Source organism: Pantanalinema rosaneae CENA516 (genome assembly GCF_050753385.1).
Taxonomy (GTDB): Bacteria; Cyanobacteriota; Cyanobacteriia; order Leptolyngbyales; family Leptolyngbyaceae; genus Pantanalinema; species Pantanalinema rosaneae.
Window position 1 is genome coordinate 131821 of the sequence record NZ_JBLZFZ010000007.1, and the last position, 16794, is coordinate 148614.

Sequence of the window (16794 nt, forward strand, 5' to 3'; positions counted from 1 at the left end):
CTAAACGAGAGATTGACGATTGATGTAACGGTGGCTCTGATTAGAAGAGGGCTAGGATGAGGGTGTTTTACTGGAATGAGGGAAGATAAATACCAGCTTTTTAGCCCTATTGCTCTTTTTTCGAGAATTGCCCTGTCGCAGTTTGAAGGTGATGAATGCGACAATACCTGCCGCACTGATTAAAGCAAAGAACGGTGGGACAAGGGGTATCCAGCCACTTTGAGAGGTGAAAATGATATAACAGATTCCCGTAAGGCTGATGAGGGATACTGCACCCATAACCCAATGCAGGGGTTGGTGAAACCACCAAACAATCAGCCCACCTGCTGTAGCCCATATCCCAATCCAGAGTATATCCGCCCAGACAGGCCACCACCAGATCAAAGGGCGTTGATCCACAACTGCACTGACAATCTGGCTGACCATCTGCGCTTGCACAATGGGACCTGACCTCTTGCCAAAGGCTGTGAATACAACATCCGGAGCACTAAACTCACTATCAATTCCAATCATCACAATTTTATCTTTGACCTGTTGCTCAGAAAGCTTGTCAGTCAGGACTTCTTGCAGACTGACTCGTTCAGCAAAATTATTGATGTCTCCTTGGTAGGAACGGTAATTCAGAAATATCTGGTAGGTGGGCGGCTCACTCAAATCTCCCTGATAGCCTGCTGTCAGACCTGTACGTCGTTTAATCGGAGTCTCACCCAATTTCAAATCCCCCGTATATTGATGTTCCTGGGTAAGGGGTGGTTGATAGGATATCCCCCTAGCTTCTAGATAGTGACGGGCGATCGCAAAGCTAAACGATTGCTCAGTTGGACAAATTTTGTCTTCTACAATGGGGTTAAGCAAAGGTTGCAGCCGATTGTTTTCGTTATCACCCGCTAAAAAGTTGCTGAAGCCTATACTATCCTTTATCTGGTCTAAGGAGAGGGCAACCGGATAACGGCCCCCCTGCCCTATGACGGTGCCTTCCGGTGATGTGCAGATGCCAACCAGAATTCTGTGCGCTGTTAACAACTTGAGCCACTGGTCTAACTGGGTTGATGGATCATCTGGAGCATCACGGAGTACATCTAACCCAATCACACGAGGCTTATACTGTTGCAATTTCTGGAGCAGCTTTTGTAGGGAGGGATCTTTGATCACTCCTACTCCTGGCTCATTGCGTTTGGACTGCTCTAGAATATCCTGATCATTAACGGCAACAATTAACAGTCTCTCATCCTTGGCTTCCCCAGGCTTCAGTCGCATCATCTGATCATAAGCCGCCAATTCTAATGGTTGCATAAGTCCAAAAATGCGGATCACGGTAACGAAGGCGGTTACGGCAAAACTGGCTTGCAAGACGGCAGGCAGCTTGGGCTTACGGCGGGGCAACTCCTGACTCGCTCGAATAAAGGCTTTTTCATCCTGGCTGAAGGCAGCGGGTGTAGCCTCTAGATCAGCGCTAGCGGTTTGCAATAAACCACCGCGCAGCAATTCTCCGTCATCCTGGCTTTCCTGCCAGCGTTTAATCGTGGAACGAAGTTGCTGTTGCAGTTTAAGCCGGGGTCTACTTTCAGTTAGCCATCGTTGTAATAGGGGCCAGTGTTGAATTAAGGCTTCGTGGGCAACTTCCACTTCATTGTCTCTGGTAATGACGAGACGAGCATTGGCTAATTTCGCGATCAGATTTTTAGTTTGATTCAGGTCACCCGTTTCAGTCACTAATTGATTCACAGTGACTCGCCTGCGAGTATCTCTGGGTTGATCATCCTGATTGGATGGCTCAAATTCTTCATCAATGCGGGTTAATTGCTCAAAGATATGCCTGATCTGTTGCTGTTCCTGGGCTGACAGATTGTTGTAGAACTGATTTGCAGTGGTAGCGATCGCCTGCTGCATTCCCCCGATCGCCTCGTATTCCTCATAACACAACCATCTTCCCCGGCGGCGATTCCATAACTCCTGTAGAGCATATTGCAGTAAGGGCATGGCGCCCGGTTCATCCTCCACTTCAGCCAGAATGGCATTACTCAAGCCTGCTTCAAATTCCAGCAACACCTGATCTGCCTGCATTTTCATAGCTCTGCCCAATTCTGCCGCTGTCATTGGGCCAATCAGTTTTTGGCGCTCTTCGATCCGCTGACTCAATTTTCGGTAACGAGTACACTCGCCTAGAAAATCCGTTCGCAATGTGAGAATGACTTTCTGCCCCTGTGCCAGATTGAGCAGGCGATCGATGAACTCATTACGTTTAGCTTCATCAGTACAGAGAGTAAACAGTTCCTCAAATTGATCGATCACAAACACAGTGGGTTCACCGGAAATACCAACCTGGCTAGCTTCCAGTTGCTCCAGAGGTTCGCTACCTGGAGTTAAATAGGCTAAATTGAGAGATGGCTCCTGGCGTTGGAGTTGGGGAATTAACCCGGCTAATACGATGGAAGACTTGCCACTGCCAGAAGGACCTAACACTGCCAGGAAGTTGGCTTTCACCAGCTCTTTTTGCAGCGACTTAACTAACTCATCTCTACCAAAAAAGAAGCGGTGGTATGCTGCTGCTGCAAAGGAGGATAAGCCAGGAAACGGGCATTCTGCTTGATAGGGCGGCGGTTCCTTACCCAGAGCAGCCAGGGCATCAAAGCTAATTTCCAGAACTTGTTCGCAGAGATAGTTGAGTTCTTTCAAGGCTTGCTGGCGTTGGGTCAATCCAGGACTGGATGTGGCTCCCCGAAAGGTTGCTAAGACTTGCACCTGGAGATTGAGACTTTCTCTCAGCTTAGTGGCGTTGGGAGCCCGATCGTCGATCAGCTTGCCAAACTCTGCAATGCCAAACTCAATTTCTGCATCCGTCAGCTCACGGCCTTCCAGGCGATCGCTGAATAGAGGTCGCTCCCCTAAACGGCTGAACAGGGCAGGAACAACCACATCTGAACGACTGGCCAGACCGACGGTTGCCGCCTGGAGTGCCAGGTCTACTTCACCGGATTCTCTCAACCGCTGATAAAATCGCTGACCCAGAGTTAACGCCGTTTCCACACTGATTCTACGGGTCATCGCCACTACCGCAGGCACACCGAGGTCTCGAACTAGCCGTTGGGCTAATCCACCCAAGGCTCCTTCAGCTCTAGGGTCAGCGCTTTCGCAGGTGGAGAGAAAGATCAGATGGGGCAAGCCATTTTTTCCACCAAGCTGATACAGCCGTCTCAGTAAGGTTTTTGCAGGAATTGGCTCTACCTGATTGCTGGCCGTTGCCCAGTAGAGAACCGTATCGCCCTCAATAGCGGTCATCAGCCTGCCGTGGCAGACAATATGCAGCAGAGTATAGGGGCGTTGTGCATTGGCTAATTGCTCACAGAGGTTATCCAGGGTAGGAGCCGCGATCGCTTCCTTTACATGGTTTGCCAGGACATCACAGGGAATTTTTCCCAGAGATGCTTGCACCCCAGCGATCGTGGTTGCGACATTAAACGGGGCTAATTTAAACCGCTGTGAATCTTCTGGAGAGGCGACCAGGATGAGTGCCCGTAGATCCCGCCGTCCAATGGGAGGAAAGCGGCGATCGATATGCGTTGGAATATATTGGGAAAAGGGTAACTTTTGATCCAGTGCCAGGTAATTCCAGCCGCCAGATTCAACCGGGTCGCAAAGCCATTCCCAATGCAGAGTGCGCAACCGATCTTGTTTGTCTACTTCCAGGGAGAGCAACACCCGGAGATAGCCAGTCGTCTGACTACGAGCGGAGATGAGAGTATCCCGGATCTCTTCACGAAACAGCCGTTTGCCCAAGAGGATGCCATAGGCTTCAGGGTTCTCCTGTAATTCGATTAGCTCTGTAAAATCATCGGCACTGAGGCGAAACGTGCCTGCTGCATGGGTAGTTAGCCCATCAATAGACTTAATTTTGACCACAATCGGCCAGGCATCCTCAAACTGCCGCTGGAGAGCAATTTCAAAGGTACTCATGGACTAACTTCCCTAAATTGAGTCATGACCTGATCGATGAACTTCCATGCCACTGGCAACATCAGGATTAACCCACCCGGCACACTGGCAAGAACAGACAATTTCAACGCCGTTTGCACGGTGACACCGAAAATTTGCAATACCGTATCCCTGGATGCCAGAGCTAAAATCACGGTGCGTTGGTGCAGACTGACCTGGGCAGCCGTCAATCCTGTTTGCCAGATGCTATTGGCATTTCCTAACCACCCCACAGATGTTCGCGCCAGGGTACGTCCCTCGACCTGAGTTTCGATCCAGGCATAATGGGCAATGACTTGCAGCGATCGCTCCACAACGGCCTGAAACTGCTCAACGACCTGGTGGGAAAAACCAGCAATTTCTTCCCCAAGACCGAAGCTGACTGGGATCTCTGGGTTTTGCATCTGCTGCAATGTTGCCAGTAATTCCCGTTCCGGTTGGGGTTGCCCTGTAGCAACAGAGTTCAGTGCAAAGGATAGACCAGACTGAGAATCGATGCAGTGAACCAGCCGTTGAATTCGATCCATAGCAGACTCTAAGGCTTGTTGAGATTGGCAGAGACTGGCTTCACTCTCAGTCAGGTATGAAGTTGCTTGGCTGAAATCCGCCGGGAAATTGGCGCGCCACACAGGGATAGCTACAGCAACCTCTGAATTCATCGTCTCAGCATCGAATGACACTGATGCCAACGGCTCAGATCCCTGGAATTCTTGAGATGCCAAAGAGTTTGCCAAAACGACCTCTGAGTACGTCGTTCCAGGACAGGTCACCCATACATTGACGATCTCTGGAGTGGTCGCCGCTAGGATGGAGTCAAACAGTTGAAACACAGGAGAGGGTTGACTCCGACTCAAAATTACACCACCTTAAACAGTTTCAACAGGTCAGTAACAGTGGAAACCGTGAGCTTAAGCAGTTCAGAATGATGGGCCTGCGCCTGCGTGACAGCGTTCTGGTGGATTTTCCCCAGAGCCTCATCCACCTTGCCATCTTTCTCTTGAAAACAGGTAAAAGTATCTCCATCCAGATTAATTCGAGTCAGCACTTGAAGTTTTGCAGACCCCTCAAATTGCTTAGTCACGGGATTGTACCGTACCTTGTTCAGATCCTCGCTGGTGTAAGTGCCAACATCCAGGCTAGAGGTTTCATCGATCGCACTTTGCAGGGATTTCCCCAAGCGATCGGAGAACTGTTGCAACGTAGCCATCAAGCGTTCCTGAGTTTGCTTTAATGACAGAGCATCAAATAAGCCATAATCCTGCACTGTCGATTCAGACGTTGTAGACTCAGACATTATGATCTTTTCAATCATGTTTACAGGCTCCTTGGCAAACTCTTTTGGGGATGGTGCAGTCAATAGAACTAGAGGTTCAATCGTGAGACGTTCCAAGGTGTTAGAAGGCTGAGTTCCCACCATCAATCGCACAGCAGGATCACCAATGATGGCGTAATTGCGAGCATCATTATTGGCAGTCCACATCCCTGCTAAAGTCAACGCATCCGCATCTTGTCCGTACTTGATCTCTTGTAACTCGCTGCTCAAATCGGAGGACAATTCAGCATAGCGTTCGTTGAAATATTCTACTGCCGATCCCACTGGATGCCCTTCTAGCAAACGCTTTAAGGTACTTTGAAAAACAGCCAATTGCCGCCGAGATTGTCCTAAGCCACGAATATCTGCCCAGGAAAACGAATAGCCCCAGGCGCGTTCGATATGACCAATTACCGCTAATGCCCCCCCTTTAGGATGGCTGAGCAGGCGTTGGGGCAGACGAGCGACAAAAGCCTGGGGCGCGATCGCGGCCCGTTCTGCACTGTTACTACAATGGGTAAACTCGTCAAACCGGGGAGTGCCCGCACCGTAACAGGCGAAGTGAAAGACAATTAAGCCCAGTAATCGCGCGGCTTCCCCCACATCCTCTGCACAGAAGTAGAAGTCCTCTGGAATGGCATGACGCCACTGGGGTCCCGGCCACTCCTGACACAGCAAGGCACCTTGATGGGGAATTTGGTGACGATCGCCGCTGGGAAATCCCATGCCATGACTGGCGGTAAACAGCAATCCAGGGGTGGCACTCCCTCCCAGCACCTCCGCTAATCGGGACTTGGTGGCGGCTTCCCGCAAGATAGATTGCACCTCCCAGCCCGGTTGATCCTGGAGCATCCATTCCGCCAAGGGTTGCACTAGATGGGCTGCACTCAGATGGGTGGCTTGATCATCTGGATTGCATACCCCAAAGAAACTAGCACGGCGTGGCAGGGAAAATGGACTCGTCTCGGCGGCGACCACACTGTGGGCATAGCGGGCGTACTCTTCTAGGGTGCTGAAGTCAATCCGCCCTACCGCATATTGCACATCCAACTGATACTGAAACCGATAGGGAATGGTTTCTGGATCGCCTACAATCAGCAGGTAATAGGGCATTTTGTCTGGATCAGCAGGTCCTGGTCCCACCCCATACCGGGCTAAAAACTGATTTTTTGACTCACCGGGGCGATAGATGTATTCCTGATAGTATTTTTCGTTGTTCTGAGTGGCTTGGCTGTGGCGATGCTCCAGCAATTCCCGTAGTGCTGCTTTAATCGCCGGACTGGGGCCTTTCGTCTCTGGATCAAAGGCAAAGATGATACCCCAACCAGTTTCAGCGAGATTTTTGGGATCTACTCCCTCGATCGGGGCAAAGTCTGGCTCTATCCCTTTAACGTGGCGATCTTTGCGCTGCAGTTCTTTTAAGTGTGCTGGGTCAAACTCTTCGCCCTGAGCCATTTCGGCAACTTGCTCAAGAGGCATCGGTGGTAAAAGATAGCCTCCAGTCACACCATTAATACCGTTGAAATAAAGCAGTTGGTCAGACATGCACAGTCTCCGGAGGAAATTCAGTGGGGATGAGCAGAACACAGATAGCGATGATTAGAGCCAGTTACCGACAAGTAGAAATGGTGCCCAGTAACGGGGGTGAGCGTAGGCATCATCATCTGCCTGTAATAATGCCAGTTGGGCCTGACGCAGGGCTGCTGCACGACTGGTCTGGGGTTGAGTAATTGTCTTGTAAAAGGTGGCAATCAGGGTTTGGCTGGATGCATCATCCAGGCTCCAGAGGGAAGCGATCGCACTTCTGGCTCCGGCGCGAACGGCGGTTCCGGCAATTCCCAAAGTGGCTCGATCGTCTCCAGAAGCCGTTTCACAGGCACTCAGGATCAGCAGTTCGATCGCATCGGGGCGGTTGAGAACGCGAGTGCGGAACATGGCATCAAAATCCTGCAACCGGACTTTACCGTCCGACAACGGACCATTCGCAGAACTGGCAGCCGTGAGAATGAAGGTTTCTGCTGGGTTGGAACTAAACTGTCCGTGGGTCGCAATATGCACAATTTGAAAGGGAGACCCATTAAATTTCTGATTGAATCCATCCCGCGTAAATTGCTGACCCTGAATGGGAGTCACGGCAATTCCTGGCAGTTTCTGGATGGCATCCACCTCTGCATCCACATAGGGTAATTTGGCAAATCTGAATTTGGTTTTCTGCTGGGGCGGTTCCGCGAGGCTGGCGGCTAACACGTTGAGGCGAGTGCTGGGGAGGGATTTGGGATCGGTGACAACCAGATCTAAGGTGACGGCAACCGCGTACTTTTCAATTAGATAACCGCTACCATCATGCAGCGCCGCCATTGGAATGTTACGTAAAGGGCCATCCGGGGAGAAGACGATCGTGTTAATGTTGGCTTGCTCTAATTCGGCTTGCACCGCTGAATTCATCAGCCATCGGTAAATTTCCTGCCCTTCCTGTTTCACCTGATCAAAGGTGTAAGGTAACTGTAAATCGAATTGAAATTTAGCCATCTTCTGACGCGCTTCTGTTTCGGAAATCGGATAGGCGTAATGGAATAACGGTCTGTTAGGGAATTTAGCAATTACTTCGATGCGATCGGGTAACAGAATTGGATAGAGCGTGGCGGTGAAGGAGCCTGGTTGATCGACTCGCTTGTCGATCGCTTCAATGTTGCTGAGGGCACAGGGTTCTTGCAAGAAGTTAGAGAGTTCAGCACTTTGCAGGTCTTGAATCACCTGACGGGCTTCCTGCAGATGTGCCGCTTCTGGGTCAGATGACTGGGCTTTGGTTTTTCCAGACTCGGACTGTAGCAGCAAATCCACAAATTCCCGGTAGACATGATCGACGGTATTCTCCCGGAAGGAGAATTGTAAATCTGGATTATCTGGTGCCAGGTTGGTGCGAAAGGATTGCAGCGTTTGGTAAGCCATCCGATAGCTTTGCAGAGCACGTTCTGGATGGGTGTCCCGCTCCAGCCGACCCAACTGCCACAGCCAGCGGTAGGCAATTTCGGGAGTATTGAGTTCTCTGGTCAGTTGCAACGCCTGGGTGGTCAGGGTTAACGCCTGAGCCATCAGTTGCGGATCATTTCCGGTCTGCCGTGGTTGGATATAAGCCTGGGCAAGATAACCCAGGGCATAGGATTGGGCTGCTCGATCGCCTAACTGTGCCGCCTGGTCGATCGCGGTTTGCAGCAGGGGTATGGCTGGCTGACGGTTGCCAATCTGGAGCAGATTGTAGGCTAGTTGAATCCGGGCATAAAGGGAGGTGCGATTCAAGGGCAGGCGATCCAGGTCGGGTTGGATCTGGGTGGCGATCGTGGCAACGACCTGGGCGGGTTGGCTACCGAGGGTTTCGTGGTCAGCTGGACTGCCTAAGAGCAGACTTTGTTGATTCAGCAAAGCCTGAATTTTGCTGGCTGAGACAGTTGTGGTTGCGGCTGCCGTTTGATAGGCTTGCAGGGCTTGGTGCTGGTAGGATAGTACCTGTGGATCAGGGCAGGGATTGGGTTGGAGCCGTTTTTTCTGGTCATAAATGGCGCGATAGGTATTGCCCAGACTAATTTGCGATCGGGTGATCTCTACAGGAGACTGTAGTTTCTGGGCCAGGGTCAGCCCTTGTTGCAGAACGGCTTCCGAACTGGGGGATGGCTGCAATTCATCCGATTGCAGGTGCCCAATCAACCGTAGAGTTTCGCCATAGTTGAGCAGAATCGCTAGTTGCAGGGGGGCTTCCGGCGGCAGTTGGGTATAGAGCGGTTCTAGCAGTTGATTGGCGCGTTTGTACAATCCCAGGATGACCAATGCCTGAGACTGGTTGATTTGACTGCGGATTACTCCTGACCGATCGCCGGCTTGTTGAAAGGCATCAGCAGCTTGCTGCCAACTGGTCAAGGCTGCCGTTGCCTGTCCCTGATCTAGTTGCAGGCTCCCCTGGATAGTTTGGGCTTCTGCCAGAATCCGCAGTCGCTCGCTTCTAGTTCCCTGGTTGGGTTGCCGCAATAGTTCCAGGCTTTGGGCGATCGCGGTTCTGGCATTGTCCCAGTCTCCAGATTGCTGATGAGCCTGAGCCAGATAACTGAGGGTCATGGCTTGATGCAGGCGATCGCCCTGGGCGGCGAAAGTGGCAGCAGCCTGTTGCCAGAGGGTTATGGCTTGGTTCAGTTGCCCTTGTTGGTAAGCCGTTTTGCCCTGCTGCACCAGATCAGGAGCAGGTTGGGGACTACGGGTTGGGGTGGGGCGATCGCCAGGAATTTGTTGAGCGACACCAGGAATGGGATGCAGACTGAGAGCCAGGATCAGCAGCAGGGTCGCCATCCCTAAACCCAGGAATGACCATAAGCGCTGGACTGGACGGAGGCGAGACAGGAACATGGCTAGTTTCTAGTTGGGGGCAGCAGCTAAACCATGAGCTAAGGACAGGACACATGGAAAAACTGAGGGGGGGAGTAAGGTGGGGCAGCGGATTCGGTGACCCGAAAGATGGTGCTATCGGGGGCTACGACCCAACCCTGGGCTGCGCTGATGTCGGCAGAGATCGGGGTAGGAGGGGGAAAAATAGGACGATTGGCCACCGTATCCGTGGTTGGGGACAGACCCAGTTCGGTGAGAATTTCGGGATCGCGAAAGACATCTTCAGGACTGGCAGGAAGTCCACTGCGTCCTGTAATCACAAAGCGGTTCTGATTCAGGGTTTGCCATTTGCCAGTGACACAACTCTGGGTCATCAGTTGTGACCCATCCACAAATCCCAGATTCAGTGCATTTAGACCCTTGCTCGGGTCTGGACTCAGCACATTCAGAGTGATGGTGCCATTAATCCCCAGTTGAGAACTGGCGGCGATATCACTGAAGGGGGTATCCAGCGTGCCAGCGGGAGCTTTGAAAAAGCCGAAAATGCCGTTCGCCGTGATGCGAATATTTCCCCCACTACCGGAGTAAGCGTTAGCAGTGATGTCGCTGTTTTCCCACAACGTTGCGATCAGGAATTGAGTGTCGATCGTGATGTTGCCACCATCTCCCCCACCGCGATTTTTACCCGCACTGGTGGAAATCTGGCTATTACGACGCAATAGGATGATGTCCGGGTCGATCGTAATGTTGCCGCCTTTGCCACTGTCGGTGGTGGCGTTGATAAAGGCACGGCGATCTAAGGTAATTCTGCCGGGAGTGCTCAGTTCAATATCGCCGCCATTGCCTTCACCTTCACTATTGACGGCAATTTTGGCTCCATCTCGGAGGCTGATAGCGGGACGGGTTCGCGGTTGGGCGGCAATGCGAATACTGCCCCCGTTGCCTGTAGACCCGGCGGTCGTTCCGGCGTAAATGCCTGTATCATTCAGGTCATTGAAACCGCTTCCCGTTCCTCGTAAGGCAAATCGATCGCTGACAGCGATCGTGATATTGCCTGCCTGACCACTGCTGGAGGTGGTGGTCGAGACTCTTGCCCTGCCACTCAGATCCACGGTGTCAGCGTTGATGTCAATATTTCCGGCTCTGCCACTGCTGGAGGTAGAGGCAGAGAGTTGTACCCCATCCCGCAAGATTAATCGGCGGGTAGTGAAAGTCATGTTCCCAGCATTGCCCATGCTGCTGGTTTCGACCGCTAGCTTTCCAGGGCCGACAATGGCGATCGAGTCAGGAGCCGTCACCATTAAATCGCCACCATTACCACTCCCCGAAGTAGAGGCAGAGATCTGGGAATTGGGGGTGAGGGCAATCTTCAGGTTCGCTTGATTGATGTAGGGATTGAGGCTGAGGTTGCCCGCCGGAGCCTGTCCCTGGGTTTCGGCAAACACACCCACAATCCCTGCCAGATAAAGGTTAGAGGCATTCAGGATAATACTGCCGCCGCCTTCGGTGTTGGTAGATGTGGCGGTGGCGGTGGCGGTGATGCGGGCGCGATCGGTCAGAACTAAACTGGGGGTGTTGATTAAAATATCGCCAGCACGCCCTGCCCCACTGGTTTCAACCGACAGCACGGGAACGTGATCTGCGATCCGGTTCAGGTTGACCGCTGTAGGGGCATTGACCGTAATGTTGCCGCCGCGACCACTGCCGCTGGTTTCAGCCAGAATCTTGGCATCCCCCGCAATGGTCAGGAGCGGCGCGTTGATCAAAATATTGCCCGCATTGCCGGGGCTGGTCGTACTGGTGGATAGGGTGGCACCGTTCCGCAGGGTAGCTGTTTCGGCGGTGATCCCAATGTCCCCAGCTCTACCCGTGCCCGCTGTAGCAGCGGATACCTGGACTCCATCGGCCAGGGTGAGATGGCGGGTGGTGAAGCTCATATTTCCAGCATTGCCTGTGCTACCCACCTGGGCTTCTACCGCTAATCGGCCAGGTCCCGCAATCGTGATCGCTTCGGGAGCCGTTGCAATCAGGTCGCCGCCGTTGCCACTGCCAGAAGTGGAGGCGGAAATTTGGGAGTTAGGCGTAAGGGTGATATTCAGGTCAGGCTGATTGTTGTAGGGATGGAAGCTGAGGTTTCCTGCTGGGGTTTGCCCCTGAGTTTCAGCGAAGACCCCAACCGTACCAGCGAGATAAAGATTAGACGCATTGAGGGTGATGCTGCCACCCCCTTCCTGATTGGTGGAAGTTGCAGTGGCGGTGGCGGTGATACGAGCCGCATCGGAGAGGGTAAGTTGGGGTGTATTGAGGGTGATGTTTCCTGCCCTGCCTGCGCCACTGCTTTCCACCGAGACCACCGGACTGTCATCGGCAATGCGGGTCAGGTCTACGGCTGTGGGGGCAGTCACGGTGATGTTGCCGCCTCTGCCACTGCTGCCTTCTGCGGTTTCCGCTCGAATTTGGGAGTTAGCCGTGACGTTAACGATGGGAGCATTGATGGTAATATCTCCGGCATTACCACTGCCAGAGGTGTTGCTGGTAATCTGGCTGTTGTTGAAATTGACAATACCGGGACTAGTAATGGAAATATTTCCAGCAGGATTAGTACCGAGAGTATCACTCTGGATCACACTATTGAGAAAAGTAAGATTCCCTGTACTGTCTACGGTCACATTGCCAGCCTGACTTCTGCCATTCAGGGAAATTGGTGTAAGGTCTTCAGGTCTGGAGCAAGGAGGATGGAAACAGACGTTTACAGTTTGAGCCGTCTGGACGTTGAGGGAATCAATCAGCAAGTTGCCAGAACCACGGATCTGCACATCTCCGGACTGACCACCCGACGAAACGGTGATAAAGGTTAATCCAGAAATGCTACTCCCTGCCTCCAGCATGACATTGCCCCCCTCCCCTGAATCTCCTCCTTGAGAAACAGAAAACGAATTTAAGGTGGAAGAACTGCCAGAAATCATACCACCTGCCCTTAAACTGATTTCTCCCCCATCCCCGGCTGTACCTGACTCTGAGTCCGAGTCCGAGTTCAAGTCCGAGTGGTCTAAGGTAATGTTGCCGGTGTGAGAGGTGAGGGAAATCGCTCCTCCGTTGCCAGCATTGCCTGAAACCGAGCGCGAGACCGAGTACGAGTCCGCATTCGTCAGGCTGATATCGCCGGAGTTGGTGGCGAAGGAAATCGCCCCCCCGTTGCCAGCATTACCCGAGTCTGAGAGCGAGGCCGTAGCCGAGTAAAAAGAAAGAGTGATATCGCCGGAGTTGGTGGCGAAGGAAATCGCCCCTCCGTTGCCAGCATTACCCGATCCGAAGAGCGAGGCTGAAGCCGAGGATAAGATCATCGTTAGGGTGATATTACCGGAGTTGGTGGCGAAGGAAATCGCCCCTCCGTTGCCAGCATTACCCGAGTCTGAGAGCGAGGCCGACTCCAATATGCCTGAGAGGGCAATATTACCGGAGTTGGTAGCGAAGGAAACCGCCCCTCCGTTGCCAGTATTACCCAATCCTAAGGACTGCGACTGCGACTGTAATAAGCCTGAGAGGGTGATATTGCCGGAGTTAGTGGCAAAGGAAATCGCCCCTCCGTTGCCAGCATTACCTAAGTCTGAGTACGAGGATGACTCAAGCGAGATAAATGATTCCGCACCTGTGATGTCCCCCTTTGCTGTTAGTTCGATTGAACCACCATTGCCTCCTGTATCGTTAGAGGTGTCAATCTGCCAGCCAAAGGTAATGTCTCCTGCCAAATTAGACCAAGGTTGATACAGATTAGTGAGAAAGACATTTCTACCATGGTTTATAATCGGTCCAACTGTAACATCTGCCTCCGTTGCTGGCAGAGATGCGAAAGTGGGAATTATGGTACTGGAATTTTGATTCCCAGGAAGGTCACCCGGAAATAAACTCCAATCTACACCTGCACGAATGTCTACAGCCCCATTTGGATTGCTATTTACGGTGATAGTTTGGGTTCCCCCCTGTCCATTAGAAATAGTTTTGGGGCCAGTAGTGCCTGTATCGATGGTATTAATCGTGATGTTTCCCGTTGCTACTTTGCCACCAGCCAGGATATATAACGGTGGGCCAGCGTAGTCAGCCAGCGTGACATCCCCATCAGCCATAATCCTCGCCTGATGAGGATTCAGAAACTCCACCAACGCATTGTCTAGAGTTTCGGTTTGAAAATAACCACCAGTGGTGTAGCTGGCATTACCCAGTAATCGGATGGGTGAACGAACAATAGTATCTCTTCCAGACAAGAGGGCACTACCATCAGCCACAGAAATGGATTGATTGCCCTGCAAGGTCAAATCTCGTCCTGCCTGTACCTGCCCCTGCAGCACTAACTGATCACCGACCAGCATCAAATCCTGCCCTGCCGTGAGAATGCCCTGATTGGCGATCGTTGCACCGGGATTACTGGCACTATACTGCAACCCCGGCGTGATATCGATCGTCAACAACGGCGGTTCCTGAGGATTGATGGCACTAAACTCGCTACCATCCAGAAACTTGAAACTGGTTGCCGTCGTGGCTACAAATGAACCACCGATATTCAAACGGGCATTAGGGCCAAACACAATCCCATTCGGATTCAGGAAAAACAGATTAGCCGTGCCATTCGTCCGCAGCAAGCCATCAATATTAGAAATCGAGGTGCCAGTCACCCGCGTCAAAATGTTTTGAATCCGCACTGCATTGTTGAAATAGGCTTCTCCCCCCGTGGGAACAGAAAACTCTCGGAAGCTGTGATACAGGTTTACCCCCCGCTCCGTGCCCCTCGTGATCGTGCTGGTGTTGCCTGTCGTCTCAACCTGGGAGTTGACGGGCAGGGTGGCATCCGGAACAATCTGGGCCTGGGCGACAGGGATCTCGGAAAGAACCGCGATCGCAATGCTAAAAGCAGGGATGGAGAGAAGGGCGATCGCAAGGCGGGTTAGAAAGCTGGACTGAGCACGGTTCCTGAACATAGGGGGCAACCTCCCAGGAAAACCTCTTACTGAAGAATATCATAGGTATTTCTTACACCGTGCATACAAGTAACTCAATGCAACATCGGCTTAAAGCTCTGCAATATTAGCCAGATTAGCCAGTCTCAACTGACCAAGACTTGACAACTGTCTTCGCCCCCGCCCCCAATTTAGGGAAAGACTAATTCTTCAAAGTCTTCCTAGAATTGGGGAATTTAGCAATTCTCATTTTGAAACCTGCTCATTCCTGCATTCTACGCCGCAGAGTGGCGAGGAATCGACCCGCAGAGGTTGAATAGAGAGCATCTTCCATCGGAAACTCAGGTTGCTTTTGCAGATGTAATTGCTGTAAGAAACAGTTCGGCTTGTTGCTCGCCATCGGCTATTAGGTTTCTAATCAACGTAGGTGAACGATCGAGCTTAGAAGCATGGTCCAAGGTTGCCACGAGTTCAGAACTGATGGTAATCGGGGGTTGAACTGTAATCGGTTTGAACCGTTGTCGCTCCGTTTCTTTGAACAGGCTGGTGGTAGGGTCTTCTCCAAGCCATTGATTCACCACCTAAATCAACCACAATTCCTGGTTCAGCGCCAGATTGCCCGCCAGTTCATAGAACTTTTACTTCCTACTATTGGGAAAACATCAGCACCTGAATTAAGTTCTGCCCGAAGGGGTCACCGTTAGCAATGATGAATACCCGCTTATCGTACAGTAAAGCCGACTTTGCCAGTTCAAATGCCCAGGCTGGTCACACAGAACTATATCCCGTTCCATTCTCGGCATTGAAAGGCTAAAAAGTGACCAAATGCTGTCAGTCCAGATCCAACTGAGGCAGGTGAAATACTTGAATAACTTGATTGAGTAGGACCATCGAAGTATCAAACACATCGTCAAACCGATGCTGGAATTTAAGTCTTTCAACAGTGCTAGACGAACCTTAAGCGGAATCGAGGCGATGAATATGATTCATAAAGGGCAAGTTCAGGATGTTGAAAGAGTTGTGTATAAGTACAAGTAGAAGTCGTGTCTCAAATTTTTGATCTTGGTGCTGAATCGAGTCTAGAACAGGTTAATCGTTTGTACTTCAATAGTTTTTTGCAACAGAATCGGAATTCCAAGTGTCAATTAACTCCCGAGTGGTAGACATCCTGACCCTGCCATCGGAGCACTAAAAGTTGTCATGGGCCAAGTCGTGGAAATATAGCAGCTTACCTTGGCCGTTAGCTTCTGGTCTGATAATACAAAGGTCTGCTGGGCAACAGAGAGAAGAACTTTGTGTTGCAACTTTTTCATAATCCTATACGCAGATCATCGTATTTTCTCAGGAAGCGATTTTGGTTAGAGTTCAAATAGAAATCTTATACAAGTTCCTAATGGTTGGTGAAAACAGTAGTTTGAGGAGACGTGGCAGATAAAAGAGTTAATTGAGCAGGTTGATCGGTACGTCGCTAAACTAACCCGTCAGTGCAACGGAGTGACCAGCGATCGTTGAGGGATTGGGAGCGATCGGTAACCGCTGACTTTATCCGTCAGCTAGCCGATCTATTGTGGTGTTGTGTCGGGCTTCTGCTTTTTATAAAGCCCGTATTGAACTAAAAAGTTTAACGATAAGGAGAGCATTATGCCTATTTACACTCAAAGTTCAGGTTTAAATGATAAGTCTTATGATTTGAATGATCAGAACTGGAATCCAGTTGGTCCTGCTTTTAAAGTCGTAAAAACAAGAGACTATACGCCTATTGAGCTAGAGTATTCAGGTGAATGTCTTGCCGCTTCTATCAACAACGGATATGGAGTGAGGTTTCAAATTAGACTCGATAATAAAACGCCCAATTACGATTCTCAGGGCACATTAAAACTGACAAATCTCCAAGCTGAAATATCCACTAAGAGTGTGTATGTTGGGTTACGTGCTGGAAATTATACTGCTCAGATGTATGCCCAAGTACCTAATGTAGGTTCATCTGCAAAGGGAATTGTTCTTGATCCTGGTGGATGGGGAGAAAGAATTCTTGTGACAGAATTCTAAATTTGTACGTTCTCTAGCATATTTCATTGGTAGTGCCATTGCATCTATACTCATAGTCGTACCGTTCAGGTTGACCTGGCTCGGCAGGGAGCGGAATATTTTCCAGTTCTCAGGAGTGGTTCCAACTTTTGAAGTTTA

At 51.0% G+C, this 16794-nt stretch carries 8 protein-coding genes; 2 read left to right on the forward strand and 6 right to left on the reverse strand.

From position 1 onward, the window contains the following. Positions 1–51: 51 nt before the first annotated feature. From ACN4EK_RS05900 to ACN4EK_RS05925, 6 genes are all read right to left on the reverse strand, one after another. A complete protein-coding gene (locus ACN4EK_RS05900) occupies positions 52–3954 on the reverse strand; it encodes an nSTAND1 domain-containing NTPase (RefSeq protein WP_431656578.1) in 3903 nt (1300 codons plus the stop codon). Next, positions 3951–4826 (reverse strand): hypothetical protein, encoded by an 876-nt coding sequence (locus tag ACN4EK_RS05905; protein ID WP_431656579.1) that lies wholly within the window; start codon positions 4824–4826, stop codon positions 3951–3953. The genes ACN4EK_RS05900 and ACN4EK_RS05905 overlap by 4 nt, the downstream gene beginning before the upstream one ends. A gap of 2 nt (positions 4827–4828) precedes the next feature. Continuing rightward, entirely contained in the window at positions 4829–6829 is a 2001-nt protein-coding gene (locus tag ACN4EK_RS05910) for a hypothetical protein (RefSeq protein WP_431656581.1), read from the reverse strand. Positions 6830–6883: 54 nt separating this feature from the next. Then, positions 6884–9676, reverse strand: a complete 2793-nt coding sequence (locus ACN4EK_RS05915; protein WP_431656582.1) for a CHAT domain-containing protein — start codon at positions 9674–9676, stop codon at positions 6884–6886. Positions 9677–9714: 38 nt separating this feature from the next. Beyond that, on the reverse strand, positions 9715–14628 hold the full coding sequence (locus ACN4EK_RS05920) for a two-partner secretion domain-containing protein (RefSeq protein ID WP_431656583.1): 4914 nt from the start codon (positions 14626–14628) through the stop codon (positions 9715–9717). A 320-nt stretch (positions 14629–14948) separates the two neighbouring features. Then, complete coding sequence (locus ACN4EK_RS05925; protein ID WP_431656584.1) at positions 14949–15185, reverse strand: hypothetical protein; 237 nt, start codon at positions 15183–15185, stop codon at positions 14949–14951. Positions 15186–15504: 319 nt separating this feature from the next. On the opposite strand from ACN4EK_RS05925, the gene ACN4EK_RS05930 reads away from it, so the two are divergent. After that, positions 15505–15645 (forward strand): hypothetical protein, encoded by a 141-nt coding sequence (locus ACN4EK_RS05930; protein WP_431656619.1) that lies wholly within the window; start codon positions 15505–15507, stop codon positions 15643–15645. Between the two features lie 603 nt (positions 15646–16248). Beyond that, positions 16249–16656 carry a hypothetical protein gene (locus ACN4EK_RS05935; RefSeq protein WP_431656585.1) on the forward strand — a complete coding sequence of 136 codons (408 nt, stop codon included), beginning with the start codon at positions 16249–16251 and terminating at the stop codon, positions 16654–16656. Positions 16657–16794: the final 138 nt, after the last annotated feature.